This is a genomic window from Bacillus sp. FSL W7-1346, assembly GCF_038593335.1.
GTDB classification, from domain to species: Bacteria; Bacillota; Bacilli; order Bacillales; family Bacillaceae; genus Bacillus; species Bacillus altitudinis.
Window position 1 is genome coordinate 2,066,904 of the sequence record NZ_CP151988.1, and the last position, 24,413, is coordinate 2,091,316.

The 24,413-nt window shown below is 40.8% G+C and carries 27 protein-coding genes; 2 read left to right on the forward strand and 25 right to left on the reverse strand.

Annotation, left to right across the window (positions count from 1 at the left end):
* Positions 1-308: 308 nt before the first annotated feature.
* The 8 genes from spoIVA to NST09_RS10585 all read right to left on the reverse strand — a co-directional run bounded on the left by spoIVA (position 309) and on the right by NST09_RS10585 (position 7,353).
* The gene (spoIVA, locus tag NST09_RS10550) at positions 309-1,787 is read right to left on the reverse strand and encodes a stage IV sporulation protein A (RefSeq protein ID WP_008344534.1); all 1,479 of its coding nucleotides are present in this window, start codon (positions 1,785-1,787) and stop codon (positions 309-311) included.
* Between the two features lie 205 nt (positions 1,788-1,992).
* Complete coding sequence (locus NST09_RS10555; protein WP_342492998.1) at positions 1,993-2,718, reverse strand: hypothetical protein; 726 nt, start codon at positions 2,716-2,718, stop codon at positions 1,993-1,995.
* Between the two features lie 18 nt (positions 2,719-2,736).
* Positions 2,737-2,940, reverse strand: coding sequence for a DUF2768 domain-containing protein (locus tag NST09_RS10560; RefSeq protein WP_017367508.1), 204 nt, complete (start codon positions 2,938-2,940; stop codon positions 2,737-2,739).
* A gap of 266 nt (positions 2,941-3,206) precedes the next feature.
* On the reverse strand, positions 3,207-4,244 hold the full coding sequence (locus tag NST09_RS10565; RefSeq protein WP_025207551.1) for an NAD(P)H-dependent glycerol-3-phosphate dehydrogenase: 1,038 nt from the start codon (positions 4,242-4,244) through the stop codon (positions 3,207-3,209).
* A gap of 14 nt (positions 4,245-4,258) precedes the next feature.
* Positions 4,259-5,569, reverse strand: a complete 1,311-nt coding sequence (gene der / locus NST09_RS10570; protein WP_008344528.1) for a ribosome biogenesis GTPase Der — start codon at positions 5,567-5,569, stop codon at positions 4,259-4,261.
* Between the two features lie 159 nt (positions 5,570-5,728).
* Positions 5,729-5,923, reverse strand: a complete 195-nt coding sequence (locus NST09_RS10575; RefSeq protein WP_008344527.1) for a hypothetical protein — start codon at positions 5,921-5,923, stop codon at positions 5,729-5,731.
* Positions 5,924-5,929: 6 nt separating this feature from the next.
* A complete protein-coding gene (locus NST09_RS10580; protein WP_039165753.1) occupies positions 5,930-6,814 on the reverse strand; it encodes a YIEGIA family protein in 885 nt (294 codons plus the stop codon).
* Entirely contained in the window at positions 6,811-7,353 is a 543-nt protein-coding gene (locus NST09_RS10585; RefSeq protein ID WP_136944838.1) for a hypothetical protein, read from the reverse strand. Before NST09_RS10585 ends, NST09_RS10580 begins: the two co-directional genes overlap by 4 nt.
* Before the next feature lie 178 nt (positions 7,354-7,531).
* Here NST09_RS10585 and NST09_RS10590 point away from each other — a divergent pair, with 178 nt between their 5' ends.
* Entirely contained in the window at positions 7,532-7,663 is a 132-nt protein-coding gene (locus NST09_RS10590) for a YpzI family protein (RefSeq protein ID WP_008344525.1), read from the forward strand.
* Between the two features lie 174 nt (positions 7,664-7,837).
* Here NST09_RS10590 and fni read toward each other — a convergent pair whose 3' ends face one another.
* The 17 genes from fni to NST09_RS10675 all read right to left on the reverse strand — a co-directional run bounded on the left by fni (position 7,838) and on the right by NST09_RS10675 (position 23,865).
* Positions 7,838-8,905: a type 2 isopentenyl-diphosphate Delta-isomerase gene (gene fni, locus NST09_RS10595; RefSeq protein WP_342492999.1), complete on the reverse strand. Its 1,068-nt coding sequence runs from the start codon at positions 8,903-8,905 to the stop codon at positions 7,838-7,840.
* 14 nt (positions 8,906-8,919) lie between these two features.
* Positions 8,920-10,071 (reverse strand): 30S ribosomal protein S1, encoded by a 1,152-nt coding sequence (gene rpsA / locus NST09_RS10600; RefSeq protein ID WP_008344519.1) that lies wholly within the window; start codon positions 10,069-10,071, stop codon positions 8,920-8,922.
* A 223-nt stretch (positions 10,072-10,294) separates the two neighbouring features.
* On the reverse strand, positions 10,295-10,972 hold the full coding sequence (cmk, locus tag NST09_RS10605; protein ID WP_017359766.1) for a (d)CMP kinase: 678 nt from the start codon (positions 10,970-10,972) through the stop codon (positions 10,295-10,297).
* A gap of 71 nt (positions 10,973-11,043) precedes the next feature.
* Positions 11,044-11,226 carry a YpfB family protein gene (locus NST09_RS10610; RefSeq protein ID WP_008344514.1) on the reverse strand — a complete coding sequence of 61 codons (183 nt, stop codon included), beginning with the start codon at positions 11,224-11,226 and terminating at the stop codon, positions 11,044-11,046.
* A gap of 63 nt (positions 11,227-11,289) precedes the next feature.
* A complete protein-coding gene (locus NST09_RS10615) occupies positions 11,290-11,937 on the reverse strand; it encodes a flagellar brake domain-containing protein (RefSeq protein ID WP_046343862.1) in 648 nt (215 codons plus the stop codon).
* A gap of 102 nt (positions 11,938-12,039) precedes the next feature.
* On the reverse strand, positions 12,040-13,389 hold the full coding sequence (gene ypeB, locus NST09_RS10620) for a germination protein YpeB (RefSeq protein WP_046343864.1): 1,350 nt from the start codon (positions 13,387-13,389) through the stop codon (positions 12,040-12,042).
* A 16-nt stretch (positions 13,390-13,405) separates the two neighbouring features.
* Positions 13,406-14,317, reverse strand: coding sequence for a spore cortex-lytic enzyme (gene sleB, locus NST09_RS10625; RefSeq protein WP_008344509.1), 912 nt, complete (start codon positions 14,315-14,317; stop codon positions 13,406-13,408).
* Between the two features lie 132 nt (positions 14,318-14,449).
* On the reverse strand, positions 14,450-15,106 hold the full coding sequence (gene prsW, locus NST09_RS10630) for a glutamic-type intramembrane protease PrsW (protein ID WP_008344507.1): 657 nt from the start codon (positions 15,104-15,106) through the stop codon (positions 14,450-14,452).
* A gap of 155 nt (positions 15,107-15,261) precedes the next feature.
* Entirely contained in the window at positions 15,262-16,233 is a 972-nt protein-coding gene (locus NST09_RS10635; protein WP_050827355.1) for a YpdA family putative bacillithiol disulfide reductase, read from the reverse strand.
* Positions 16,234-16,357: 124 nt separating this feature from the next.
* Positions 16,358-17,632 carry a Glu/Leu/Phe/Val dehydrogenase gene (locus NST09_RS10640; RefSeq protein WP_007500982.1) on the reverse strand — a complete coding sequence of 425 codons (1,275 nt, stop codon included), beginning with the start codon at positions 17,630-17,632 and terminating at the stop codon, positions 16,358-16,360.
* Positions 17,633-17,828: 196 nt separating this feature from the next.
* Positions 17,829-18,407 carry a genetic competence negative regulator gene (locus NST09_RS10645; RefSeq protein ID WP_007500984.1) on the reverse strand — a complete coding sequence of 193 codons (579 nt, stop codon included), beginning with the start codon at positions 18,405-18,407 and terminating at the stop codon, positions 17,829-17,831.
* 164 nt (positions 18,408-18,571) lie between these two features.
* Positions 18,572-19,360 (reverse strand): metallophosphoesterase, encoded by a 789-nt coding sequence (locus NST09_RS10650; protein ID WP_210552092.1) that lies wholly within the window; start codon positions 19,358-19,360, stop codon positions 18,572-18,574.
* A gap of 87 nt (positions 19,361-19,447) precedes the next feature.
* Complete coding sequence (locus NST09_RS10655; RefSeq protein WP_007500988.1) at positions 19,448-19,900, reverse strand: DUF2663 family protein; 453 nt, start codon at positions 19,898-19,900, stop codon at positions 19,448-19,450.
* Between the two features lie 64 nt (positions 19,901-19,964).
* Positions 19,965-20,729, reverse strand: coding sequence for a LysM peptidoglycan-binding domain-containing protein (locus tag NST09_RS10660; RefSeq protein WP_268359007.1), 765 nt, complete (start codon positions 20,727-20,729; stop codon positions 19,965-19,967).
* Positions 20,674-21,315: a CPBP family intramembrane glutamic endopeptidase gene (locus NST09_RS10665; RefSeq protein ID WP_268359006.1), complete on the reverse strand. Its 642-nt coding sequence runs from the start codon at positions 21,313-21,315 to the stop codon at positions 20,674-20,676. Before NST09_RS10665 ends, NST09_RS10660 begins: the two co-directional genes overlap by 56 nt.
* Positions 21,312-22,820 carry an ATP-dependent DNA helicase RecQ gene (locus tag NST09_RS10670; RefSeq protein WP_342493000.1) on the reverse strand — a complete coding sequence of 503 codons (1,509 nt, stop codon included), beginning with the start codon at positions 22,818-22,820 and terminating at the stop codon, positions 21,312-21,314. Before NST09_RS10670 ends, NST09_RS10665 begins: the two co-directional genes overlap by 4 nt.
* Positions 22,813-23,865 (reverse strand): helix-turn-helix domain-containing protein, encoded by a 1,053-nt coding sequence (locus NST09_RS10675; RefSeq protein WP_224558427.1) that lies wholly within the window; start codon positions 23,863-23,865, stop codon positions 22,813-22,815. Before NST09_RS10675 ends, NST09_RS10670 begins: the two co-directional genes overlap by 8 nt.
* Before the next feature lie 268 nt (positions 23,866-24,133).
* Here NST09_RS10675 and NST09_RS10680 point away from each other — a divergent pair, with 268 nt between their 5' ends.
* Positions 24,134-24,382, forward strand: a complete 249-nt coding sequence (locus NST09_RS10680; protein WP_008344492.1) for a ferredoxin — start codon at positions 24,134-24,136, stop codon at positions 24,380-24,382.
* Positions 24,383-24,413 lie beyond the last annotated feature (31 nt).

Genomic DNA, 24,413 nt, shown 5'->3' on the forward strand with positions numbered 1-24,413 from the left:
TTCTATACACTTTTTTTGAAAAAAAAGAGCGTCTAGAAAGCGTCATACATGGCTTTTCATTAGAAAACTTCTCTTTGAAGGAATGTTTGTCCAACAAAGTGAAGATTTTCTGTAAGTAGATTAACACATATGAAATACCATATCAAGCATTTTAAAGGGAAGAATCCTTATTCGTCAAGGATTAAGGGCACTTTTGCGAACGAATATTCCTAATTTCAGCCTGAATCTGACTAATCTTTATACAATTGTCTTTTTATGACTTCACCCGCACGCAAAAAAAGACCCCCATCAATGAGAGGTCTCACATCCTATAGAATAATCGCGATCAGACCGCCTGATCCTTCGTTAATAATTCGTTCAAGCGTTTCCTTTAGTTTATACCTTGCATTTTCCGGCATCAGCGAGAGTTTTGCTTGAATGCCTTCTCTGACAAGCGAGCTGAGTGAGCGTCCAAATATATCGGAATTCCAGATCGAAAGCGGATCATCTTCAAAGTCTTGCATTAAGTATCGGACGAGCTCTTCGCTTTGTTTTTCTGTTCCGATAATCGGCGCAAACTCACTTTCTACATCTACCTTAATCATATGAATAGATGGCGCGACTGCTTTTAATCTGACGCCGAATCTTGATCCTTGCCTAATGATTTCCGGCTCATCTAAACTCATATCTGACAAAGCTGGTGCCGCAATTCCGTAACCAGTCTGCTTCACCATTTTCAAAGCGTCAGACACTTGATCATACTCCGTTTTCGCATGTGCAAAATCTTGCATGAGCTCAAGAAGGTGATCTTTGCCCCTAATTTCCACACCAACCACTTCTTTTAGGATATGATCATATAGATCATCCGGCGCATACAGATCAATTTCTGCGATCCCCTGACCCATTTCAATGCCTGCTAAGCCCGCTCTTTCGATAAAATCGAATTCACTGAACTGACCTACCACTCGGTCAACATCTCTTAATCTCTTAATATCCTTGACGGTTTCTTTCACTGAATCCTGATAACTCTCTCTTAGCCAATGATCTTCTTTTAGTACCATGACCCAGCTTGGCAGGTTCACATTCACCTCAAGCACTGGAAATTCATATAATGCTTCACGAAGTACACTGAGAACGTCTTGTTCTCTCATACTTTCGACACTCATCGCGAGTACAGGAATATCATATTTTTGACTAAGTTCCTGCCGCAGTGCTTCTGTTTCAGGGTGATAAGGTCTCACAGAGTTGATCACCATAATAAACGGCTTTCCAACTTCTTTGAGTTCGTCAATGACACGTTCTTCTGATTCAATATAGTCATGTCTTGGGATTTCCCCAATTGATCCATCTGTTGTAATCACAACACCAATGGTTGAATGCTCTTGAATGACCTTGCGTGTACCAATTTCCGCTGCTTCATGAAACGGGATTGGCTCTTCATACCACGGCGTATTAATCATTCTCGGACCATTTTCATCTTCATACCCGCGTGCACCAGGCACGGTGTAGCCTACACAATCGACAAGCCTAATGTTGACATCCAGGCCGTCGCTCACGTGAATGGATGCCGCTTGATTTGGCACAAATTTTGGCTCTGTGGTCATAATGGTTTTTCCTGCTGCGCTTTGCGGCAATTCATCCTGTGCTCTTGCACGGTCTGCCTCATTATTGATATTCGGGAGCACCACGAGCTCCATAAACTTTTTAATAAACGTAGATTTCCCTGTACGAACAGCTCCAACGACTCCTAAATATATATCGCCTCCTGTTCGTTCAGCGATATCCTTGAAAATATCGACTTTTTCCAAGTGATCCCCTCCCGGACTTGCTATCCTCGTTTTCAAATAAAATACTCTATACTTCAATCAAACGGTGCTTGAAAGGTGTCAGGACAATATATGTGTATGACGTTGTCCTATTTGAATATGACACCTTTTTTGTTTTGAGAGTATGTTTAGCCATAAAAAAACCTTTCTCCTCATTTATATGCAGAGGAGAAAGGTTCATTCTTGTTTATGACGTCTTTTTTTCTAAAAAAGCCGGCTCACCTTTTTTGTTGATCGTATATGGAACAGAAAACGCTGGTACAAACGGGGTTTCCTGCCAATAGACATCTTGAATATTTTCACCTGGTTTCAGCTTTTGTTTCGTATTTTTCAAAATCTGGGCAAAATCACTGCGATAGTCAACATAGATTTCGCCATTTGAGGAAATCAGTAATGGAAGTGATTCCCCCGTGACAGGGCTCGTCACTGTAGGCGGTGCTGTTAACCCTAGTTTTTTTTCATTTAACGTATATAAATCTTTGGATACTACTTTGCCATATGGCGGATATGTATGTTCATCTTGATATATTTTGATCCTCAGACGTAATTCACTGATCGTTTGTGTCATTTTGACATCAAGCAGTTTCACCGTTGGATTTTGTTCGACGTCTGTGAGGACATAGATATATTCGCCCCCGCCTTCAAAAGATGTCGACGGTACATCGTGTAAATATCTTGGTGACAGACGCTTAAAGTCAATGACATACTTCTGATAAATAGGTGTGTCGCCTTCTTTTGTTTCAATCGGTAAAAGGCCATTTGTCGCTTTTTGAAAGTCTTCAATCGCTGTCTGCACACTTTGCAGCTGCTCTTTATATGGCACGCGGTTTTCAGCTTTGCGATTCTCTGGATAGAGGCACCCCGTAAGTAAAATAAGTGTTAACAGCATGACACTGATTTTTGCTTTGATCATCACATTCTTCCTTTTTCTTTATTCATTGACCGGCCCGCTAAATACAACTAAAAACACAATGACACCTGATATGAGCATTAAGCTGTACGCGACAGTTGAGGCTGTTATTTTCAGAAACCGGCTCTTCAGCTTAAATCTACTCAGATAAATGGTTACAACGGCTAAAAACATGAGCCCCATTGAACCAAGCGCAAACCACATCTTGATTAAAGCAAAACTCATCGTGCCTGTCCCCCTTTAATACAAACGAATTGTAAGCGTTTATATTTCATTCTAAACCAAAATTAAGTAAAATATCAATCATTTTTCCAATCATTCAGAAAAAAGTGCATAAAAAAACTGAAGCAAAGAGGGGGACTCTGCTTCAGTCATTAGGTCGACTATTTTTCCTCATTCTGTAGAGGCAAAGCTCTATTCAAACTTCATTGTTATGTTATGCAAGTCTGCCCCTTCTTGCATCCTCTACACGCCTAAGTTCAGTCTTCCAATTACTTTGTTTGGTTTTCGAACATGTTCACAAGGTCTTCCATCTCATGTGTTTTCACACGTGCCATTAAGGATTCTACAGCATCGTCTACCTTTTTCCCTTCAAATAGGACGCCGTAAAGAGCCTCTGTAATCGGCATGCTGACCTTGTATTCTTTGGAGAGCTGATAAGCGCCTTTTGTTGTGCGGACGCCTTCGACAACCATCCCCATTTTTTCAAGCACTTCTTCGAGCTTATATCCTTTACCGAGTAAATTCCCGCAGCGCCAGTTACGCGAATGAACACTTGTACATGTGACAATCAAATCTCCAACACCTGTTAATCCGGCAAACGTAAGAGGGTTTCCTCCCATTTTTGTGCCGAGGCGGGCGATTTCAGCAAGACCCCTTGTGATGAGCGCTGCTTTCGCATTATCGCCATATCCGAGTCCGTCTGTGATCCCTGCCGCAAGAGCGATGATGTTTTTCAGCGCCCCGCCAATTTCCACCCCAATCACATCAGGGTTTGTGTACACTCTGAAGTTGTTGTTCATAAACAAATCTTGAACAAATTGAGCCGCTTCAATATGTTCTGATGAAACTGTAACAGTTGTCGGATGACGCAGACCCACTTCTTCAGCATGACTTGGTCCTGACAGGACAACAACTGCTTCTCTTTTTGCTTCTGGGACTTCTTGTTCAATCATTTGAGAAATTCTAAGAAGCGTATCTGGTTCAATTCCTTTACTAACATGAACAAATGGCACCTTTGACGAAACAAACTCATTTGCCTGCTTCAATACTTCTCGAATGGCCTTTGTTGGCACAGCGACAATAATCGCATCTGTCCCTTCTAGTGCCTGTTTCATATCTGTTGTCGCTTGAATAGACGCTGGCAATGCAACATTAGGCAAGTAATCATGATTTTCATGTTTCTCATTGATTTGATCAATTAATTCTTGTCTATGTCCCCACATGTGTACATCATGATGATTATCAGCTAATACAAGCGCAAGAGCTGTTCCCCAGCTCCCTGCTCCAAGTACTGAAATTTTCTTCATCCTGCTCACCCTTTTTATTTTCTCGCTCTCGCAAATATTTTAATTGGTGTTCCTTCAAAACCAAATGCATCTCGAATTCGGTTTTCTAGGAAACGCTCATAAGAAAAGTGCATAAGTTCTGGATCATTTACAAACACAACAAAGGACGGCGGTTTGATCGCCACTTGTGTTGCATAGTAAATTTTCAGACGCTGTCCGTTATGGGTCGGCGTTGGGTTCATTGCTACGGCATCCATGATAATATCGTTTAGAATGTTCGTTTGAACGCGCATCGCATGATTTTCACTAGCGGTAATAATTGTTGGCATTAACGTGTGAATTCTCTTTTTCGTAAGAGCAGACATGAATAAGACAGGTGCATAATCAAGGAATTGAAAATGCTCGCGAATGTTTTGCTCAAATTCCTTCATTGTACGCTCGTCTTTTTCAACAGCATCCCACTTGTTCACAATGATCACAACGGCTTTACCCGCTTCGTGTGCGTAGCCGGCAATACGTTTATCCTGTTCAATAATGCCTTCTTCACCATCAAGTACAACAGCGACAACATCCGATCGATCAATGGCTTTCAACGCACGGAGTACACTGTATTTCTCTGTTGTTTCATAAACTTTCCCTTTTTTCCTCATACCGGCTGTGTCAACAATGACAAAGTCACGTTGGTTGTACGTAAACATTGTATCTACAGCATCTCTTGTCGTACCAGCGATGTTGCTGACAATGACACGTTCTTCACCGAGCATCGCATTCACCAAAGAGGATTTCCCTACATTTGGGCGGCCTATTAAGCAGAACTGTACCACTTCTTCATCATACTGTGTATCTGGTAAGTTTTTGAAATGCTCTGCGACAGCATCAAGCAGATCACCTAGACCGAGTCCGTGTGTTCCAGAAATCGGATACGGTTCGCCAAATCCAAGTGCATAAAAGTCATACACGTCGCTTCTCATTTCAGGGTTGTCCAATTTATTGACAGCAAGTACGACAGGTTTTTTCGTGCGATATAAAATTTTTGCGACTTCTTCATCCGCAGATGTGACGCCATCTCTTCCATTGACCATAAAGATAATAACATCCGCTTCATCCATTGCGATTTCAGCCTGATGGCGAATTTGCGCCAAAAACGGCTCATCTCCAATATCAATTCCACCAGTATCTATTAAATTAAAGTCATAATTTAACCATTCAGCAGAGCTATAGATTCGATCTCTTGTTACACCAGGTGTGTCTTCTACAATCGATATTCTTTCGCCTGCGATTCGATTAAAAATTGTAGATTTTCCAACGTTGGGCCTTCCAACAATGGCTACGACAGGTTTACCCATAGTACCCTTCCTTTCAATCCAGCCGCGATTCAATATGTTCATCATCATGTTTCAACCGGGATTTATAATTTTCATTCAGTTTTATGAAATAAACCCTTCAAACATGAAGGGTTCAACTTATATATTATATCAATTTTTAATCAGACCACAATGAATAACTTAAAAATGTTTGACAATCAAATAAAGATCTTCTCCAATACCGTGTGCAATTCCATCTAAAATGGCCTCTAAATTCATGGCATACATGTCGAGCTCTTCTTTATTTTCACAGAAAAAAACGGCTGTTCCGCCAATGACCCGCTCTTTATTTGTTGTCGCCACAGCCAATATAAATTGTTCAATGGTGTTCGCCATGCCCTATTACCTCACTTTCTTTTTAATGAAATCTGTCGGCATTCTAATGGCATTTTCTAAAATAGGCACCTCTTCTAATACACGGACAGCCAAATCTTCACGCTGCCATTGCGGTAAAATGAATACGCCAAGTGTGCCATTATTCAGATCACGTTTTGCGAGCGGACAAAGCGATGGTTCACCAGAATCTCGGTATACACCAAGCACGTTGGATAAATCAAATAAGATAGCTTGCCGCTGCCCAAGGTTTGCGATGGTTGTGGCCGAGTTAAAATTCTTCGGAGTCAAGATGAACCCCATTCCATGCTCTAAAATCAATTTTTGCTTTTCAGGCAGCCCGATATTCATAATGTAAATATCATTTACGTAAAGTCCTGCGCCGTCAAAACGAAGTTCCCCTTTTTGAATATTCACGATATCCTTTAATTGGCTCCCTGACATTAATAGTTTTGCCATGAAAAAACAAAGAATACCGACCACTGTCCCAACGACGAGCGAAAAGAAAATACAGGCGGTCGTTGTAATAAGGGCAGTAAGAATGGCAATATAATTTCGACTTTCAAAGGCGATCGCAATGCCTTCGATATATGTACTGCCTCGTGAGACAAGCTCATACGAATCCATTTGGGTCAATGTATTTCTTTCCATATTACGCACATCACGAAATTGCGTGGCTGCAAGCGTCAGAAAGGTAATTGCAGTGAATTCTTCCTGGATCAGCGCAGGCATAATAATAGCACCAAGCCCTGATGCGATAAAACCTAGCGCAATGTGAATCACTTGTCCATGAATATATGTGGGATATTGCCGATAATCAGTTCTTAGCATATAGAGCCTAGCCGCCATCCCAAAGATGACACCAATAATCACAGGAAACGTGTAATTTGTCATGTTGATTTTGCAGCCCCTTTTACTGGTTTTCTAGATGAACGGGTGTTCAAGAGTTTTTCAAGCTGACCTACACCTAATAGAAAGACAGCTCCTTGAACAGCCATGGAAAGAAACGAGAGATCTCCTATGACAATGGAAGATGTGAGGCGATGAATCGTAAGCGCATAAAGGGCTTCCCCCAGACATATAGCCATCATCCATAAAGTGATCCGTTCCGTTAACTGATGCCCATATGTTAAACACATCAAGATCAGCAAGGCAAATACAACCCAGTCCACCTTTATTATCGTGAACCAAACTGGATCATATAATGCAAAAATCATAAAAAAGGCATACGCACTGACCATGGAACCTAATTGCATGATTCGCATGATTCGATGAGCAGGCCGAAAGATCACGAATGACATGCAAGCATATAAAAAGGTCATCAAAAATCCTGCATTGATCCTCATGTCTAAAATAGAAACCATGACATGACTGCATATAATATGAATGAGAACACATACGCCCAGCACATTGCGCCACGTGCTTTTCTCCATGATAAATGTCACCATAATCCAAACGAACCATATTGACCAATAATAGTACAATGCCTCCAACCCTCATCACCTCAATTACATTATGGGAAAATCTCCAATTTTTAAACATATGAGAAGGTGCGGGATTTGCATGAAATAAACAAGAGGTGACACCCTAATAGTTGAGGAGGGATGTATAATGGGTAAGGATAGACAGGAAAAACGCCTAAAGGCGTCAAGAAGAGTTGAATCTGATCGCGATCAATCCATTCATCACAAAGGGGCAACAACTTTAGAAGGCCCGGAAGACGCTCGCAAAAGAAATCAATAAAAAAAGACATGTGATCACCACATGTCTCAGCGTGCAGACAAACCCTCGCATTCAGTGTCAGTCCTACGCATTGGTGCTCACGAATGTCAAATTCGTTCCGCAAAAAGCAGCTGTCTTTCATAGACAAAAAAATTTTCTTTCACGCTGAAAAGAAGACAAAGGGCTACATTTCATTTAGTCCTTTGTCTTCTTATTTCTTAAACTATAGTACGTAGTATCCACGCCTCTTTCTTTCAGCCAATGACTTGTTTCCCCTGTAAGCACAATCGGAGCTTGCCTTAGCTCCTCAATTGTTTTCATGCCAAGTACTGTCATCAACATCTTCACATCATCTTGTAGATCAATGATATCAGAGATGAGGCCCTTTTCTCCTCCACTCGTCAGGGATTTTAAGAAAAAGCCGGCTAATCCAGCGGCAGACGCACCAAGAGCAATTGATTTTGTCACATCAAGTGCATCTTGAATGCCTCCAGAAGCTAGGACGGTTTGATCTGGAAAGGCTGTATGTACTTCAGCCAAACTCGCTGCAGTTGGAATTCCCCACTGGTCAAAATAGCGAAGTGCTTTTTGACGGCGCAGGTTCTCGATTTTAGAAAAATTTGTTCCCCCAAATCCACCTACATCAACAGCAGCAACTCCAGCATCAAATAATTTCTTTGCTGTTTCCTTACTCATCCCAAATCCAACTTCTTTGACGACAACAGGTACCTCAATTGATTCAGTGATGGCTGCGATCCGCTCAACAGCACCTCTGAAATCACGATCTCCTTCAGGCATGACGATCTCTTGAATCACGTTTAAGTGAATTTGGAGCATGTTTGCCTCCAGCATGTCAACGGCATCCCGTGCTTGCTGAATTGTCGCCTCACTGCCCAAATTGGCAAAAACGAGTCCATCCGGATTCACCTGTCGAACCACTTCATACGTACGACGTTCGTCTGCATCTTTCAGTGCAGCCATTTGTGATCCGACTGCTACTGGAATATTGGTTTCCTTCGCTGCGATAGATAAAGAGCGATTAATCTCATAGGTCGATTCTCCGCCTCCACCAGTCATTGCATTGATAAAAATTGGCGAACCGAAAGTCAGTCCGCCAATTGTCGTATGTGTATCAATTTGTGATGTCGCAAGATCTGGTAAACTGGCGTGAACGAAGGAAACATCTTGTAAACCTGTTGCTGCATGCTGGCCAGTCGACAAAGCATGCTCAATATGCTGTTTCTTTCTTTCTGCTCGCGTCAATTTTGATCACCAAATTATTTTAGTTTATTGAGTTTATCACCAATCAGGTCACCAAGCTGGAATCCGCTTGTATTTTCTTCTTTCGCCTGATATTGACGGTAATCCTCTTCGATTTGTTTTTCAGGATTCTCTTCTAATTCACGAATGCTAAGTGAAATGCGCTCTTCATCTTCATTGACATCAAGCACTTTCACTTTCACAGTCTGCCCTTCTTCAAGGACTTCTTGAGGAGTACCGATATGTTTGTGTGAAATTTGGGAAATATGCACAAGTCCTTCTACACCTGGCAGAATTTCAACAAATGCTCCAAAGCTCACAAGACGTTGAACGGTTCCTTCAAGAACATCACCTTGTTTTACCTTTTCACCAATTTGGCTCCAAGGTCCTGGTAATGTTTCTTTAATAGATAGTGAGATACGTTCGTTATCGCGGTCAACAGCAAGAACTTTGACTTTTACTTCCTGTCCTTCTTCAACAACGTCAGATGGCTTTTCGACATGCGCATGGGATAGTTGAGAAATGTGAACTAATCCATCAATGCCGCCAATGTCAACAAATGCACCAAAGTCAGTCAGACGCTGCACTTTTCCATCAATCACACTGCCTACTGCAAGCTTTTGCAGGAAGTCTTGCTTCTTGTCTAATTGTTCTTGCTCAACGACTGCACGATGCGATAGAATCACGCGGTTTTTTTCGCGGTCAAGCTCTACCACAACAAGCGAGAGTGTTTTTCCTTTGTAGTCAGTGAAGTCTTCTACATAGTGTGCCTCAACAAGAGACGCAGGAATAAATCCGCGAACACCAATGTCGACCACTAGACCACCTTTGACAACGTCTTTTACTTCTGCTTCAAATACTTCTTTTGTTTCAAACTTTTTCTCTAGGTCTTCCCAAGCGCGGTCTGCATCAACAGCACGTTTCGATAAAATCAAAGCATCGTCTTCGACCTTTGTTACTTTAAGCTCTAACTCGTCGCCATCTTTCACGACATCTGATGCTTTTTCAACGTGAAGACTTGATAATTCACTGATTGGGATGATCCCAGGTTGTTTCACATTGACGATATCTACATTGACATGCTTGTCCTCAACTTTAGAAACAATCCCTTTCACTACATCTCCAACCTCTGGTACCTGAACATCGATTTGATTCATTTCCTCTGTCATTTCGATAACCTCCTTGGTCCAAACCTACACAGCTTAGTTAAAACGACTGGGTGAATATGTGTCCTTAGCATGATGATTGCCAGCCGAATATGTATTATAGAAACATTCAAATCAACAGAATTGCTTGAATGATCAATAAAAATAGTATTAGTATAAACTTCTAATAAAAGACCTTGTTTGTCAAGAGATAAACCTCTAACTTATAAAAGTTTTCTAAAATTTCTTACTGTTTTTCTACACGCTCTGCTGCATCTAAAATTTTACCTGCAACCTCTTGAATAGAAAGAGAAGTCGTGTCAATTTCAATGGCGTCATCTGCTTTCTTCAGCGGTGATACCTCCCGCTCAGAATCAAGCTTGTCACGTCTTGCAATCTCTTCGATCAGCTGATCGTAATTGACATCATAGCCTTTTTTCTGATTTTCTTCAAAACGACGTTTTGCTCTTTCCTCTACTGACGCAAGCAAGAAAATTTTCACTTCTGCATCTGGAAGAACATGCGTGCCAATGTCTCTTCCATCCATGACGACACCGCCTCGGTTCCCCAGCTCTTGCTGCCTGCGGACCATTTCTTCCCTAACAGCTCGATGCTTTGCAACAACAGAGACTTGATTGCTCACACGGTCTGTTCTGATGTCTTCTGTGACATCAATCGTGTCTAAATGTACTTTTTGACCTTCGTCAGTTGACACAAGTTCAATGACTGTGTTTTTCAATAACGCATCAAGTGCCTGTTCGTCTTCAAGGTCTACGCCTTGATTGAGTGCTGCAAGTGTAATTGCGCGGTACATCGCACCTGTATCGATATAAATATATGATTTTTTCGCTGCGACAATTTTTGCCACAGTGCTTTTTCCTGCTGCAGCAGGACCGTCAATTGCGATAGATAATTTCTTTTTCATAATACCTCTCCTTGATTGAATCTCCCTTATGAATTGTAACACGATCACCGCTCAAACGGGGGAATTTTCTATCAATCCTTTTGCTTAAATGTCTCAATCCAATCTTCAATGCTCATGTTATTCACACCCTCGTATTGTACGACTTTTGACAAAAATAGTTCTCCTTTCGTCAAGTGAAGGGTGACCTGAACCGCCAAAAGCAGAATGAGCTGAATGAGCACTGCTTTGAATAGCCATCTTTCCATTGTTTTCATACAAAAAGCCTCCAACGCTAGATTCTTTCTCTCTAGTATGGAAGCTTTTGACAACCTTTATTCTTATACTTTTTTCACACGTGTTAGAAGCTGCTGCTGGAAGCAGTACTTCATAATGTGTTGCTGGTGGTCGTTTGTGATTTCAGTAAATTCCATGATCGCTCTTGTTTTCCCGGTCTGATCATCTTGATAAACACGATTCATTTCTGCAATCGCTTTAATTTTCACTGGTTCTTTAAGTGAAAGTTCAAACTCTGTGACGACCTCGCCATATTCTTTTAGTGAGACACCTTCTGGAACAGCAATTGCTACACCGCCAGCACTCATATTGACAATAAATGTGTCGAAGGTTTCTTCACCATTTTGCGTTATGGACGCTTTCACCATCGTATCCACTCGAAGATATTCTCTTCGCTGAAGCCGAATCATTTCTTCTTTTGGCGGAATCGAAACGACAATCATAGGGATATCTTCTTTTCTTTTCCCAATGACTTTGCTTGTACATTTGTATGGAATTTGATTTTCATCGAAAAAGAAGACGGTGATTTCTGTTTCTTGATTTAAATAGATCGTGCGCCCCGTTTCTTTATCAGCTGGATAATTAATGCAAATATCATCGTTATTATTTTCCAAAACTTTCGATTTTGCAGTTTTCACTTCTTTGTTCTCATTGACATACTCAATTGTGATTGCATCCCCTATTTGTAACATTCCTCATCACTCTTTTCATCTGTGAAATCGTATCCTCTCTTATATTAAACCATGTATAAAACAAAAGGAAAAGGCTTATTCGCCTTTTCCTCGCTTCCTTTTCTATAGGTCTTTATATATAGGTTCTGCATTTTTTAGCTTATCTACTCTTTCTTCTTTTCCAGTATCTGCATTAATAAACATTCGGTATGTGTCGTTTTTAATGGTTCCTAAAAACTCATAGCAGAGAACTTCCTCTGACATATCATTTTGAACAAGAGCTACATGTGTATCCTCAATCTTCACATGTTTATTTAAGGTCTTTTCAGCTTCTTTTTGAGAAATCTTTGGTGCTTTTATGTCACGTTTTCTGTGATTCATTAAATAGTCTTTCGCTGAGAATCCCACAACCTCTCCATCATCTAAAGCGACTTTCATTCGAATGCTATCTGGATAAAGCAATACGTTATTCTGTAAAGGGACATAGGTAAATACGCCGATATTATCAAATTGCGCACTCTCATCTAAATGAAATGATTCAGTATCGAATCCATGCTTCTTTAAGAAACTTAGTGCTTTTTCTGAGGCATCATTTAAACTGATTTTTTGTTTTTTCACTTCACGGTTCTGAAGAAGATAGACAGGATGGCCGCCTTTTTCAGTCAAGTCTAAATAAAAGTTTGCTCGGCTATCTGGGTCTGACATTGACAGGCTGTAGACATCACGGTTCGTTTTACTCCCACTTTTTCTCACCTTGAAATCTTTGTTATGGTCAGGCGCAAATTGCTGGGCGATACGGATCGCTTCTTTTTTTGAAATCTTTTGCCCTTTTAAGTGATTGTAGCCTTGCGTTTCTGATTCAGTTGACACATTTGTAGGACCAAGATCAACATCTGCAAACGCATCAGCATTTCTCTCAACGGTTTTTAATCCGTCAATGATGGTGTTGTCGTTTTTTCGATCTCCATCAGCCAGTGCCATTTCAACATCCATCCATTTTAAATTTTTGTTGAGTACGAGATGCTGCACTTGTCTAAGTTCGTTTTGAATATCTGCCGCTTGATCATATAAAGTGGTAATGGTTTTGTGTGTATCTTTGTTTAATGGTTCATCTGATAAAGATTTAAGTGACGATTTATAGCTAAAGTCACCGACATTCGCTAGAAACTCTTCTGTTTTGTTAAAAGGCATCAATGTGAGCGGAAGCTGGCTGACATTGTTATGCGCTTCTGATGACATTCTCCATACATCTGCAAGTGCTGGAGATATAGATGTTTGGCTGTTCATCGCAAGTGTTGCGCCAAGTTTATCGTGCAACTGATCGACTTGATACGTTAGATCATGGAAGGCTCTTTGATAGTTGTTCTCTGCATGAAGCAGCACTGCATCTTTTTCTTGATGCTCCTTATAGCCCCAGTATCCTGTTGAGATGACAGCAATTCCTAAAATAGCAATCAATATTCCTCTGATCATTTATTTACACCTCTTTTTATTCACAGAAAATATGTTTCCCGATTCGTTTAATTTGTGGCCTTCCCCAAATCCATGGGCTTGTCGCTGTATCAGGATTAAAGTAATAAACGGCGCTTTCAGATGGGTCCCAGCCATTAATGGCATCAAATACTGCCTTTTTAGCGGTTTCATTTGGCGCCATATAAAATTGTCCATCTGCTACAGCGGTAAACGCAAGCGGTTCAAAAATGACACCAGCAATCGTGTTTGGAAAGGTCGGGTTGTTTAAACGGTTTAAGATGACGGCTGCGATCGCTACCTGTCCTTCATAAGGTTCACCTCTCGCTTCACTATAAACAGCTTGTGAAAGGAGCTGAATGTCATTGCTTGAAAAACCACCTGGCATGTTGGCTGCTGTTTGTTTCGGCGTTTGATTTGCTTGACCATTTCCTGACTGCTTTCCAGACGAGCTGTTTCCTCCGCTTTGACTTTTTTGATTCTCTTTTGCACCTTGTGCTGTCTTTTTTTGCGTGTTTCTTTGCGCAGGAGCCTTTGTTTGCTGATCAAGAGGTTTCCCGCCATAGTGCGTAAACTGATTCCCTTTTTGCAACTGCTGTTGCACAAACTCTTTATAGTATTTCGTCTTTTGAACTAATAGGCTTTTTGTTTTTTCCCCTACGAGTCCATCGACTTTCTTTACACCAAACTGGCTTTGAAAATTGCGCACGGCCCAGTAAGTTCCCCAGCCATACACCCCGTCTATTTTTCCATTGTAAAAACCATTGTATTGGAGCCTTGCCTGGAGCTCGACGACATCTTCTCCTGTAGCTCCCCGCTGAATCACTTGATTTGTGAAAGCTTCACTTTTTTCAGCTGTCATCAATGAAGACGCGAGCAGAACAATTGAGAAGATAAGGACGATTTGTTTCATGAAACGAGCTTTGTCCATATTTGATCCTCCTGTACTTTTGATGTTTGAATATATGTTTCTTCCGATCCCTATTTTTATACATTCATCACAGGAGGGAATTGGATGGAAAAGACAAAAAACGCCCTAAAGACGTATAGGACGTTTTCCAATTTAAATTTGTACCATCTTCACCGCACGGGCTTTTTTGGCTTTCCGCAGACCAAACCACCATAAAAAAATCATGAACGGCAACATGATATATCCCCAATTTTTCATGCCAAGAAGAATGAAATCATATAAGCCATGAAAAAGGATAGGAAGTATTAAAGAGAGAATCAGCCATTTTCGCTGCTCTTTTTTATCAGAGAAACGAGCTTTACCTATATAAAACCCCATCACCACACCAAATAAAGCGTGGCTTGATACAGGCAGCAAGGCACGTGTAAACGCGTACTCTACCCCATGACCAACTAAGTACAGAATATTTTCAAGTGTCGCAAATCCAAGGGAGACACTTGTTCCATAGACAATCCCGTCATAGTGTTCATCAAACTGTACGTGCGCATAGACACTGACCATTAAAATAAACCACTTTAATGATTCTTCTAAAAAACCCGATGTTACAAATGAAATCACGATAGGATTCGTGGCGATATTTTCCTCTTGGAGGACATACTGAATAAACATGGTTGGAAACACAAGTATGACACCTAGCATAAAAGATCTGATGACCATATGAACCGGCTCATTGTCGTATTGATCTTTCAAATAAAAATAACTTAAAAGTGCGATGCCGGGAGCTAAACCTGCTGAAATGATTGCGATCATAATCAGACCTCTTTCCCTACATTATCCTTTATTATCGTACCACGAATCACCCCTTTTTTATATGACTCGAGCCCATTTTCCCAAAAATAATCTTCTATATAATCCCAATTTACATAAAAAAGAACTGAATCCCTTAGAAGGACCCAGTTCTTTTTTTACCCGTTGATTCTTTTGTTGATTTCTTCTGCAATCAACCCGCCATGAAATCTTCCATTTTCAATGAAAATTTCGTTGGCGTTGTTACCAGCTGCAATAACCCCTGCAATGAAAATACCTTCTACATTTGTTTCCATTGTTTGTTCATTAAATGCTGGGCGGCCTGATTCTGGATCGATTGTTACACCCATTTTTTCTAAAAATGAATGATCAGGATGATAACCTGTCATCGCAAACACATAATCACTTTTCACTCGATCCGTTTGGCCCTGCTGGTTTGTAAAGACAACATCCTGTTCTGTGATTTCCTTCACCTCTGCACCGAACTCCATTCGAATGGTGCCATTTCGAACAAGCGCTTCAAACTCTGGTAAAATCCAAGGTTTGATGCTGGATGAATATTCAGTTCCTCTATATAAAACCGTCACCCTGCTTCCGCATTTCACAAGTTCCAGGGCAGCATCAACACTAGAGTTCTTCCCGCCGATCACCGTCACATCTTTATCAAAGTAGGGATGTCCTTCTTTAAAATAATGATACACGTGAGGAAGGTCTTCCCCTTTTACATTCATATAGTTAGGATGATCATAGTAGCCAGTCGCAATCACAATATAGTCACATGTATAGTCGTCTTTTGATGTATTCACGGTAAAATGGCCATCTTTTTTCGTCACAGCGTTTACCTTTTCAAAAGCATTCACACGAAGGCTTTTTCGTCTGACCACCTCTCGGTAATAGGAAAGCGCCTGAATACGAACGGGTTTCCGATTTTCAGTGATAAAAGCGACGTCACCGATCTCAAGCTTTTCACTTGTACTGAAGAAGGTTTGGTGTGTAGGGTAATGATAAATACTGTTGACCACATTGCCCTTTTCAATCACAAGTGCATCAATCCCAATTTGCTTGAATGCAATGGCAGCTGATAGACCGCACGGGCCTCCTCCTATTATGATCGCTTTTTCTTGTTTCATTTGTTCCACTCCTGTCGTTTCACTGCAATAACAATTGCTGGGCTGTTTGATTCTTTGCATGATTCCATAAAAAAATCTCCTATTTAAGGATAGGAGATTTTAAGGCGCGATGCAAATAAGTCGCTTAAATCCAGCCTCTGAATCGAGAAGCTTCAGCCATTTTACGTACACCGACCATATATGCTGCTAGTCGCATATCAATACGGCGGTTTTGCGCCATTTCATAAATATTATTAAATGATTTCACCATCATATCTTCTAAACGAGTTTCTACTTCTTCTTCTGTCCAGTAGAACCCTTGGTTATTCTGAACCCATTCAAAGTAAGAAACAGTCACTCCACCCGCACTTGCAAGTACGTCTGGAACAAGCAGTACACCACGATCTGAAAGAATTTTTGTCCCTTCCAATGTCGTTGGTCCATTTGCTGCTTCTACGACAATTTTGGCTTTAATGTTCGCCGCATTATCTTCTGTAATTTGATTTTCAATGGCTGCAGGTACTAAGATATCACAATCTAGCTCAAGCAGCTCTTGGTTTGTAATTGTATCATTAAATAATTTAGTGACGGTTCCAAAGCTGTCACGTCGGTCAAGCAAGTAGTCAATATCGAGACCATCTTCATCATACAAACCGCCGTAAGCATCTGAAATTCCTACGATTTTCGCTCCGGCATCATACATAAATTTAGCCAAGTAACTTCCTGCATTTCCGAATCCCTGAACGACAACACGAGCCCCATTGATGTCAATTCCTTTTTTCTTCGCCGCTTCTTTGATACAGATCGTTACACCTTTTGCCGTTGCAGTATCACGTCCGTGTGAGCCTCCAAGAACAATTGGTTTTCCTGTAATAAATCCTGGCGAGTTAAATTCATCAATTCTAGAATACTCATCCATCATCCATGCCATGATTTGAGAGTTTGTAAACACATCTGGTGCTGGAACATCTTTTGTTGGTCCAACGATTTGGCTAATTGCGCGAACATAGCCGCGGCTTAGTTTTTCAAGCTCCCTAAATGACATTTCTCTTGGATCACAGATAATACCGCCTTTTCCTCCGCCATAAGGAAGATCCACAATACCACATTTTAAACTCATCCAAATTGAAAGCGCTTTTACTTCTTTTTCAGTAACGTTCGGGTGGAATCGAATTCCGCCTTTTGTTGGACCGACAGCATCATTATGCTGCGCACGATAACCAGTGAAAATTTTCACCGATCCATCATCCATACGTACTGGAATTTTGACCGTTAATAGGCGAATTGGCTCCTTCAGCAATTCATACACTTCTTGCGGATAGCCCAATTTATCAAGCGCTTTATGTATGACGGTTTGAGTTGACTTTAAAACATCTAGCTTATCTTCTGCGTTATGAGCGGCGTTTTGATCGGCTGCCATTAAAATAAACCCCCTAGAAATCTTTCATGATCTACTGCTCCCTTTCAAGCAATAGTATACACCTTCGTACTGGTAAAGCAAAGGTAAAAAGCGTTTTTTATCAAAATAAAATATCAGCGTTTATAAATATAAAAATGGATATAAAAAAATACTGTTGTTTCATCACAACAGTATTAAATATAATAGAAAAAAGTGATTAAAAATACAGTTGAATCGTTTTCACTGCATCTTCCTGCATGATCACTTTTCCGTATTCTTTTAACCGGTGAATGGTTAATGTCGTCGGTGAACCGAACTCCGCTAAAATAGAAATGACCGTATCTGCAGACAGTTCTTCGAAATCATCTAGGCTGAGAAAATATTGACCTTCATAATGGTAAACTGTACCCCCTAAAAGTCCAATACGACTTAAACTATGGGACAGTTGAATCACATCTTCAAACGAGGCAAATTGATAAAGCACATGCTTGCTCTCGTCGAGCTTGACTTGCATCTCAATGTAATCTTCATCAAACTCATCATCAGCATCTTCCTGCTGACTCTTTGTCACAATGACGACCATCCCCTGCGCCTGAAGAGAAAATACTTCAACAGCAATCGGTCCATTCGCTTCAAAACCGAGCTCCTGATTCGCTTCGTTCATCATGTCTTTAAACAGCTGATGAACTTTGAACGAATCTTTCCAAAGGTCTTCTTTCGTAAGACCTCGGTCTGTCAGATCATCTAGTGTGAGAAAAATTTTGATTTTATTATAATTCAGACGCTCTAGCCGCATAACGTTCCCTCCTGCCTCTTCTAACACACATCATACTGTAGTATATGAGATGATGAGTCATAGGTTCTTAATTTTGTATTCAGTTTACACTGTGTCAAGACGGAAGACAAGCATGAAGCTATGCTTACGGTGACTTTTATGGAAAATATTGATGGGGCATCAACTTAGCGCGTTTTTAGCGGCATTAAATAGATCAGATGGGTTTCTGGTTCTGCTCCAAGACGCATCGGAATCTTTGTTGTTCCGTAACCATTACTTATCAGAAAGAAAGCACCTTTGACTTGGCCTGTTCTTCCTTTTTCATACGGACCAAATTTCCCAATACGAATTTGACCCCCATGGGTATGACCACTCAAAACAAGATCAATTCCCTCTTCTTCACTCATCAAGTGATGCACATCTGGGTTGTGTGATAAAAGGATATTCACATCTTCTTTGACAAACTCCGGCCGAATCGCTTCATAATCTGCTTTTTCAAGCCGGATATCATCGATTCCGCCTATTTTAATGGGCTGTCCTTCAAAATCCCACACAGTCGTCTCATTTTGCAATGTCGTCACCTGATAGGTATGGAGGATGTCTTTGAGTTTTTGCTGATGCAGCTCATGGTCGTTATTCCCCCACACAAAATACACCGGGGCAATCCTTGCTAAACGTTTCACATTTTCTTCGACTCTAGCATAAGGGACTCCCTTTTCAGCTAAGTCCCCGCCGATCATAATGACATCAGGCTGCTGCTCTTTCACTTCCGCTAATAAAGTATCACTAATTAGACGGCGATGTGTATCAGAAATAAAGAAAATGACAGCAGGTCGATCTGACTGCAGTCCTTCTATTGTAAAGTAATGCTTTTTGATGTTGTTTTGTTTTGCCGTTTTCACCATTTTCGCTGTTACACACACACCTGTTGTCACAGCTGCTATGGCAGCAGTAAATCCGATGGCATATTTCATTATGAATGACTCCCTTGTATCAGCTTTCTTTTATAGGACGCTTGAATGAAAAAAGACGTTTCAACTGTTTAAACGTCTTTTGCTCATTTATTTACTTTCATAATAGAGATTGATGTCATATTGCGTCTGCATGAAGTGAAAAACGGCCTCGCGCTCTTTCCATTGATTTGATTGAGGCCATAAATCTGTGCTTTTCTGTATAATTTCACATCTGAGCTTATGATATTCATCCTCAGCCTTTTCTTCTTTTTTCTTATAATAATACGATGCGTAAAAAGCAAACACTTCAGCCATGATCCAAAACAGAAACACCTCATGGCCAAGCAATGTGGCAATCATCGCTTCCGGCTGCAGGGAGCCCCCGCTATTAGCTGTTATCACAAAATAAAACAGAAGAATCGCAAGTGATAAAAGGGCTGTCCATTGCCACCTTTTGCATTGTTTTGCAAATCCCTCGTATTTGCGTTTCCTTTTGATCAATGTTTCAATCATTTTCTGTGTCGGCTGATCCATATAGCGGCTGATTGCGTGCAATGTCATCACATACACCCTTGTCCCTTTTTTCTACATATGTATGTGCTTTTCGATTCATTCATGTCAAATATTAATTTTCTAATGGGATATTCAATACTTGCCCGCTGTACACGCTATTTCCTTTTAAATGATTGTAAGCTCGAATTTTCTCTTCCCCTGATCGGTTTTGATAATACTTCATGGAAATCCGATACAAGTTTTCCTCTGGTCCAACAGTATGCTGCACGACACGAACAGGTTTTTCTTCCTGCTTCTTCTTCTCTTCTGCTTCTTTTCGCTTTTTCTCTTCCTGCTGTTTTTGAAGAGCGAGCTGTTGCTGCTCACGCTTTTTTGCAGCTTCGGCCTTTTCACGCTCAGCCTTCTCTTTAGCGGCTTGTTCTTTTTTCTTTTGCTCTGCTTTTTCTTTTGAACGCTGCTTTTCTTTATCAGCATCTTTCTTTTTCTTCTCATCATCAGACGCATCCGCTTTGTCAGCGCTTGAATCATTTTTTGTTTCAACAAGTGCTGACGGGACTGGATCTGTGTCAGCACTCGACGTTTTATCAATATAAACACCTTGATTGTTGTTATCATTAATTTCCTTTGATGTGTAATAAATCAACAGGAAGAAAACCGTGACGACAATAATAGGAAAGATAATAGCCAGTGTCGTAAACAATGGATTACGCACTTTTTTAGTTCGCTGCTTTTTATATTCATGAAAATCTTCTCGTGTAGGAAAGTGAGAGTCATCTGAAGGGTGCACTTTTTCTTCTTCAAGATTTTCCTCTACATCCTCATCATGGATGTTTGTCAGCTGCTGCTTTTTTCTCTTCATTCTCGACATTTCTTCCATGTTCATCCCTCCCCCAATATTTAAAACGAATTTGACTTGCAAAGACTAAGTCAATGACAAAGTGTGTCATGACAGGAACGAATAAATTCCCTGTCCACTCGTATAAAAGTCCTAAAAAAATACTAATAGAAACCACAAGGATAAACAAGAGTATTTTTGACAAGTAGCGAAAGTGAAGAAGTGCAAACACAATGCTTGCGATCTCCAGTCCAAATTGCTGCTGAACGATCCCGCGAAATAAAATTTCTTCTGAAAAGGCAATGAGCAGCGTTAACCAAACAATATGCGGGATGCTGCGGTTTTTGAACATTTTTTCATTTAATCCGCCATCATCATACATATGAGCCGGAAACACCTTCATGACAATAGCGTCGACAATAATCACAAGCAAAGCGCCGCCAATTCCGTAAGTCAGGATACGCATATCTCGGATCTGCCATAGGGCTGTAAAATCAGTCCAATGATCAAACATAAACATCCCTAGTAAAAAAGAGACAATCAGCATGAGCAGCTGTGTAAAATACAACTGTTCTACTACTTGTCGATCGGTTAATTTTTCAATAATACGGCGATGTTGTTCAATCAATGCTGCGCCTCTTTTGTCAGGTGAAACAGACGATCCAGCTCGGTCTTCCAGTGTTTCATTTCATTCAGCTCCAATGGTTGATCTTTTTTTTCGTAATCAGACAGGTCAAGTCCGCATGAAGAGCAGCAGTTCCCAAAGGAAGCGTCCTCCGTTAGATCAAGCTGCTCATCAAAGTATGATAACAAAGATTGCCTAAAGCAGCGATGGCCAGTGATATGCTCTTTAAACTGCCACACTTTTTTTAGCTTTTCTGTTTGTCTATCCTGCAGCTTTTCTTTCAGCTTCTTCATGAGTAAACGGGGCTGTTCAGTTTGGTACATCGTGTAATAATGCGAGAGCATTCGCGCGCGCGTCTCCTGAAGCCCTGCTTCCATCAATTGTTCACGTAATTTCTTTTCATCATTGATCGGCATTTGTGATACTCGAGCTAAGAAAAAATCAATTTCTGGATCATCAAAACCTTCTGCTTGAATCAAATGACTTTGAATATCCGCATCCTCTTCTGTATATAAAAGAACGCTCACACTATTTTTCCCGTCCCGTCCAGCTCTTCCAATTTCCTGCATAAATGCTTCAATTGACTGAGGCGGACTCATATGAATCACAAAGCGTATATTTGCTTTATCAATTCCCATTCCAAAAGCACTTGTACAGCAAATGAGATCAATTTGACCACTGATAAATTGCTGCTGGATCAGCATGCGGTCTCCTGACTCCATTCCGCCATGATAAAACTCTACACGTTGATGCGTTTTTTGTTTCACCAAACGTGAGATATCTTCTGTCATTTGCCGGGTCGGACAATAAATCAGCCCAGGCCCTTGAAGGGTTTCCACAAACTCAAGTGCTCGTTTCTCTTTTGCTTCTTTCGTTTCATGCGCCTCTTTTAATAGTGCAATATTCGGCCGGTTGACTGAATGAATATGAACATCTGGATGCTCTAGCCGCAACGTTTGCACAGTATCTTTTAAGGTTTGTTTCGTCGCAGTTGCCGTTAGTGCTAAGGCGACAGGATTACCGAGCGCTTCCCTCCATTCCCCAAGCTTGGAATATTCCGGGCGGAAATCATGTCCCCATTCCGATATACAGTGAGCTTCATCTACAACGAATAGACCCACATGCATCGCTTTGAGCTGCTCTACCAATACCTCTGACATAAGCGCCTCAGGTGCGACAAATAAAAATTTATATGATGGCAAATGCCGAATAATATGTCTTCTTTCCTGAAAGGACAGTGTACTGTTAAGCGCAGCCACTCGCTTTTCACCGCGCATTTTCATGCGTTCTACTTGATCTTCCATGAGTGATAAAAGAGGTGAAATGATCAGCACTAACCCGTCTGTCAAATAGCCCGGAATTTGATAACAAAGTGACTTCCCGCCACCAGTAGGAAGCATGGCAACCGTATCTTTTTGTTGAAGTACACTTCGAATAATGTCCTCCTGACCTGTTTTGAAGGCATCATAACCAAAGTATCGCATCAGCGTCTGATGAAGCTTATCCACTTGCTTTCACCATCCTTGTCAATGCCAATCGTATTTGAAAATAAGTAAATGAATGCTCGAGACTTTCTTTGATCAGCTTCATCTTGTTGGTTTGGAGCTGACCGGCTACCTCATGTATCGCCTGTTGAGCTTCACTACTGACATATGGTTCGATCGAGAAGCTCGGCTCATGTATCGAGAGCTCTACAATATGATCTTCAATTGTCGCTTTTTTTAATGAACGAATATGAGCAATTTGATCAATACTGAACCCTTTTTGTACAAGCTCAAGCGTTTTATGGGTAGAGGTGGTAAGCACACGTTTGAATTGAAGATCATCTATCATTCGCTGGATGATCGGTGCCTCACCTTTTTGCGCACATTGAATAAAATAATGGAGCACATTCCAAAAAAGCAAGTAAACATACCATACATCTTCTTTCATCCATTCCGCCATTTGCTGGTACGTCCGTCCGATTCTTTCATTGGAAGTCAATGAATAAACAAAAAGCAGTGCCTCTTGATCAGTTAAATGAGCAAGAAGTGTTTCAAGCTCATGATGGATATCTTCAGAAAGCTTTTTCTTCTGGTGATATTGCGAGAAGAAGGATTTTGTCCAGTTTTGAACCGATATATCTCTTTGAATCGGCACATAGTGTTGTGACCCCGCTGCATGATGTGAAAGGACCTGCACAAGTAAAGACAGTCTCATCCATAACACCTTTGCTTTATCATGATACTTGGCACCATTAAAATAAACTGGCATCGGTTTTTCAGTGAAACACTGCCTGAGCATACTTATTCCTGCATCTGTGGCGATGAATGTATCCCCTGTCTTTCTGATGAAGTGCTGCTCTTTTAGCCTTTGTACAGAGCGGTTCAACTGATCCCTCGTAAAAGCTGGATAGCAGCCGAAGTAGCTAGAAAGCTGAAACAAACTTGCATCCTGTATCGTTTGTGATGATTTTTTTCCTTTAAAAAGATGGTAGACAGCACTAATGGAGCGTTCGCCGTTCAATTTATGTACGCTGTCCATCAACATGACATCCAAGTAATGAATCGTCATTGACCAAAGCACCTGTCTTCCTGACAAAATTCGAATATTTTCTCCCTTTATTTTAACAGATTTCATTGAAGAAGAAATGTTTAAACTCAATTAATGGGGGAAAGTTATGAACAAACCCTTATGTGATAAGCATTCTCAATCACTTTACAGTTGAAATGTGAATTTAAAATCATTACAATAAGGTTTGAGGAAATTGGTTTTTTATCGGTGAAACTAAAAAGGTTAAACCATTTGTTCCATCGAACAATCTGGGAGGTATTTTTTTAACATGGCAAAATATACAATTGTAGACAAAGACACATGTATTGCTTGCGGCGCATGCGGTGCAGCTGCTCCAGACATTTATGATTATGATGATGAAGGCATTGCATTTGTCACGCTTGATGACAATCAGGGGACTGTAGAAGTTCCAGAAGTACTTGAAGAAGATATGCTTGATGCATTTGAAGGTTGCCCAACTGACTCAATTAAAGTTGCGGACGAAACTTTCGATGGTGATCCACTTAAGCATGAATAGGATAAAAGCCCCTTTAAAAGGGGCTTTTTTT

Bases quoted from the DNA above. Each gene is read 5' to 3' on its own strand.
- NST09_RS10555 (WP_342492998.1), bottom strand. From the start codon at position 2,718: ATGATCAAAGCAAAAATCAGTGTCATGCTGTTAACACTTATTTTACTT.
- NST09_RS10560 (WP_017367508.1), bottom strand. From the start codon at position 2,940: ATGAGTTTTGCTTTAATCAAGATGTGGTTTGCGCTTGGTTCAATGGGG.
- NST09_RS10565 (WP_025207551.1), bottom strand. From the start codon at position 4,244: ATGAAGAAAATTTCAGTACTTGGAGCAGGGAGCTGGGGAACAGCTCTT.
- der (WP_008344528.1), bottom strand. From the start codon at position 5,569: ATGGGTAAACCTGTCGTAGCCATTGTTGGAAGGCCCAACGTTGGAAAA.
- NST09_RS10575 (WP_008344527.1), bottom strand. From the start codon at position 5,923: ATGGCGAACACCATTGAACAATTTATATTGGCTGTGGCGACAACAAAT.
- NST09_RS10580 (WP_039165753.1), bottom strand. From the start codon at position 6,814: ATGACAAATTACACGTTTCCTGTGATTATTGGTGTCATCTTTGGGATG.
- NST09_RS10585 (WP_136944838.1), bottom strand. From the start codon at position 7,353: ATGGAGAAAAGCACGTGGCGCAATGTGCTGGGCGTATGTGTTCTCATT.
- NST09_RS10590 (WP_008344525.1), top strand. From the start codon at position 7,532: ATGGGTAAGGATAGACAGGAAAAACGCCTAAAGGCGTCAAGAAGAGTT.
- rpsA (WP_008344519.1), bottom strand. From the start codon at position 10,071: ATGACAGAGGAAATGAATCAAATCGATGTTCAGGTACCAGAGGTTGGA.
- cmk (WP_017359766.1), bottom strand. From the start codon at position 10,972: ATGAAAAAGAAATTATCTATCGCAATTGACGGTCCTGCTGCAGCAGGA.
- NST09_RS10610 (WP_008344514.1), bottom strand. From the start codon at position 11,226: ATGAAAACAATGGAAAGATGGCTATTCAAAGCAGTGCTCATTCAGCTC.
- NST09_RS10615 (WP_046343862.1), bottom strand. From the start codon at position 11,937: ATGTTACAAATAGGGGATGCAATCACAATTGAGTATGTCAATGAGAAC.
- ypeB (WP_046343864.1), bottom strand. From the start codon at position 13,389: ATGATCAGAGGAATATTGATTGCTATTTTAGGAATTGCTGTCATCTCA.
- sleB (WP_008344509.1), bottom strand. From the start codon at position 14,317: ATGGACAAAGCTCGTTTCATGAAACAAATCGTCCTTATCTTCTCAATT.
- prsW (WP_008344507.1), bottom strand. From the start codon at position 15,106: ATGATCGCAATCATTTCAGCAGGTTTAGCTCCCGGCATCGCACTTTTA.
- NST09_RS10635 (WP_050827355.1), bottom strand. From the start codon at position 16,233: ATGAAACAAGAAAAAGCGATCATAATAGGAGGAGGCCCGTGCGGTCTA.
- NST09_RS10640 (WP_007500982.1), bottom strand. From the start codon at position 17,632: ATGGCAGCCGATCAAAACGCCGCTCATAACGCAGAAGATAAGCTAGAT.
- NST09_RS10645 (WP_007500984.1), bottom strand. From the start codon at position 18,407: ATGCGGCTAGAGCGTCTGAATTATAATAAAATCAAAATTTTTCTCACA.
- NST09_RS10650 (WP_210552092.1), bottom strand. From the start codon at position 19,360: ATGAAATATGCCATCGGATTTACTGCTGCCATAGCAGCTGTGACAACA.
- NST09_RS10655 (WP_007500988.1), bottom strand. From the start codon at position 19,900: ATGACATTGCACGCAATCAGCCGCTATATGGATCAGCCGACACAGAAA.
- NST09_RS10660 (WP_268359007.1), bottom strand. From the start codon at position 20,729: ATGGAAGAAATGTCGAGAATGAAGAGAAAAAAGCAGCAGCTGACAAAC.
- NST09_RS10675 (WP_224558427.1), bottom strand. From the start codon at position 23,865: ATGACGATTCATTACTTGGATGTCATGTTGATGGACAGCGTACATAAA.
- NST09_RS10680 (WP_008344492.1), top strand. From the start codon at position 24,134: ATGGCAAAATATACAATTGTAGACAAAGACACATGTATTGCTTGCGGC.